Origin of the sequence: Pseudomonas fluorescens, from assembly GCF_902497875.1 — a bacterium.
In the GTDB taxonomy this organism is placed as follows: domain Bacteria; phylum Pseudomonadota; class Gammaproteobacteria; order Pseudomonadales; family Pseudomonadaceae; genus Aquipseudomonas; species Aquipseudomonas fluorescens_BR.
In genome coordinates, this window is sequence record NZ_CABVHY010000124.1 from 1 (window position 1) to 1,570 (window position 1,570).

A 1,570-nucleotide genomic window follows, 5' to 3' on the forward strand; every position below is an offset into this window, starting at 1 on the left:
GCTTCGCCAGCTGCTACGGTTCGCGTAACGGCTGGCATCAGGGCTTGCCCCGTTGGTTCGCGAAGCGGCCCTGAAACGGTCAGTCGCGGTTATTCAGGTAGACCGCATCAGCCGGTTTTACGACGGCTGCGCCCGAGCGCGGACCGGCCGGCGGGAGCAATCTCCCTCGCCACAAAGGCCCATCAGACTGCTGATCTACCTTGGCCGCCCGGTGTCAGATGCCCTGACTACGTAACCAGCTCAACAACTGCGGTAGCGGGAAGGCACCGCTCTGGCGTGCGACTTCCCGGCCGTTCTTGAACAGTATCAGGCTGGGAATCGAGCGAATGCCCAACTGCGCCGACAATTGCTGATTGGCCTCACTGTCCAGCTTGGCCAGCCGACACTTGCCTGCCAATTGCGCTGCTGCCTGCTCAAATACGGGTGCAAATGATTTGCACGGCCCGCACCAGTCCGCCCAGACATCCACCAGCAACGGCAAATCGCCCTTGATCTGGCTGGCGTAATCGGCCTGCTTCAGCTCGAAAGGCTTGCTCAGCAACACCTCGACCTTGCAGCGCCCGCACTTGGGCTGATCGCCCAGGCGTTCGGCGGGGATACGGTTGAGGCCGTTACAGTGAGGGCAGGGGATCAGCAGTGGATCGGACATGAGCAGGCTCCGGAAGGCAAGGTAATGGTACTTATTTGGAGTCGCGGGCGGGGATTATCAAGGCGTGGGCAGCTGTCGCATGCTCTCACATATTTGAGGCTGGTCGCTTACGCCGCAAGTCTAGGCTGGGAATAGCGTTAAATACTTTGAAGTGACCTAGTGAGGAATTCGCTTTGCTCCCATCCGTGTGCTACTTTTGTTGCACTTATCGAGGCGTCGATATCAACCTTATTTCGGATCGGAGTCCTCTCATGTCCGTGACTTCCAAAATCCGCCGACAAGGCGGTGCTGCGGTGATGACCATCCCGCCGACTTTATTGAAACTCCTGCATCTGGAGGTGGGCGCGCAATTGGAGCTCAATGTGGTCGATGGCGAATTGATCGCTCGCCCCGTCGTACAGCCGGTGCGCAAGCGCTATACCCTGGCCGAATTGCTCGAGGGGGCCGAAGCAATTGCCGAACTGAATGCCGCCACAGCGGATACTCGTGAAGGCGATCCAGTTGGTCGGGAGTTGGGCTGATGGTTCGTCGACAAGCCCCGCAGCGGGGCGATGTTTACTGGATTGACCCGAATCCGGTGGCAGGTAGAGAGATGATGAATCGCCACCGTTTTGTTGTGATAACACCACGAGAGATCAATGCCTTGGGTGTGAGCATGACCGTCCCGGTGACCAGTGGAGGCACGTTTAGCCGCAATTCTGGTTTGGCGGTGGTTGTCACCGGGCACGAAACCAATGGCGTCGCGGTGTGTAATCAGGTGCGCAGCTTCGATATCGAGCAACGAATCCAAGAGGGCTCCGCCAAGTTCATTGAGCGTCTCGACGACGTGACAATGATGGACATCATTTCACGAGTTGTCAGTGCAATTGACCCCCAGGACTGAACGTATCATCACGACGAACAGCTGATCTCCAGATGCTT

3 protein-coding genes are annotated in these 1,570 nt (G+C 57.8%); 2 read left to right on the forward strand and 1 reads right to left on the reverse strand.

Translation table 11 applies throughout. From position 1 onward, the window contains the following. Positions 1 to 214: 214 nt before the first annotated feature. Positions 215 to 649: a thioredoxin TrxC gene (gene trxC / locus F8N85_RS34070; RefSeq protein WP_150802202.1), complete on the reverse strand. Its 435-nt coding sequence runs from the start codon at positions 647 to 649 to the stop codon at positions 215 to 217. A 251-nt stretch (positions 650 to 900) separates the two neighbouring features. On the opposite strand from trxC, the gene F8N85_RS34075 reads away from it, so the two are divergent. Together F8N85_RS34075 and F8N85_RS34080 are read left to right on the forward strand one after the other, a co-directional pair. Continuing rightward, complete coding sequence (locus tag F8N85_RS34075) at positions 901 to 1,170, forward strand: AbrB/MazE/SpoVT family DNA-binding domain-containing protein (protein ID WP_150802201.1); 270 nt, start codon at positions 901 to 903, stop codon at positions 1,168 to 1,170. Next, complete coding sequence (locus tag F8N85_RS34080) at positions 1,170 to 1,532, forward strand: type II toxin-antitoxin system PemK/MazF family toxin (RefSeq protein WP_150802200.1); 363 nt, start codon at positions 1,170 to 1,172, stop codon at positions 1,530 to 1,532. Before F8N85_RS34075 ends, F8N85_RS34080 begins: the two co-directional genes overlap by 1 nt. Positions 1,533 to 1,570: the final 38 nt, after the last annotated feature.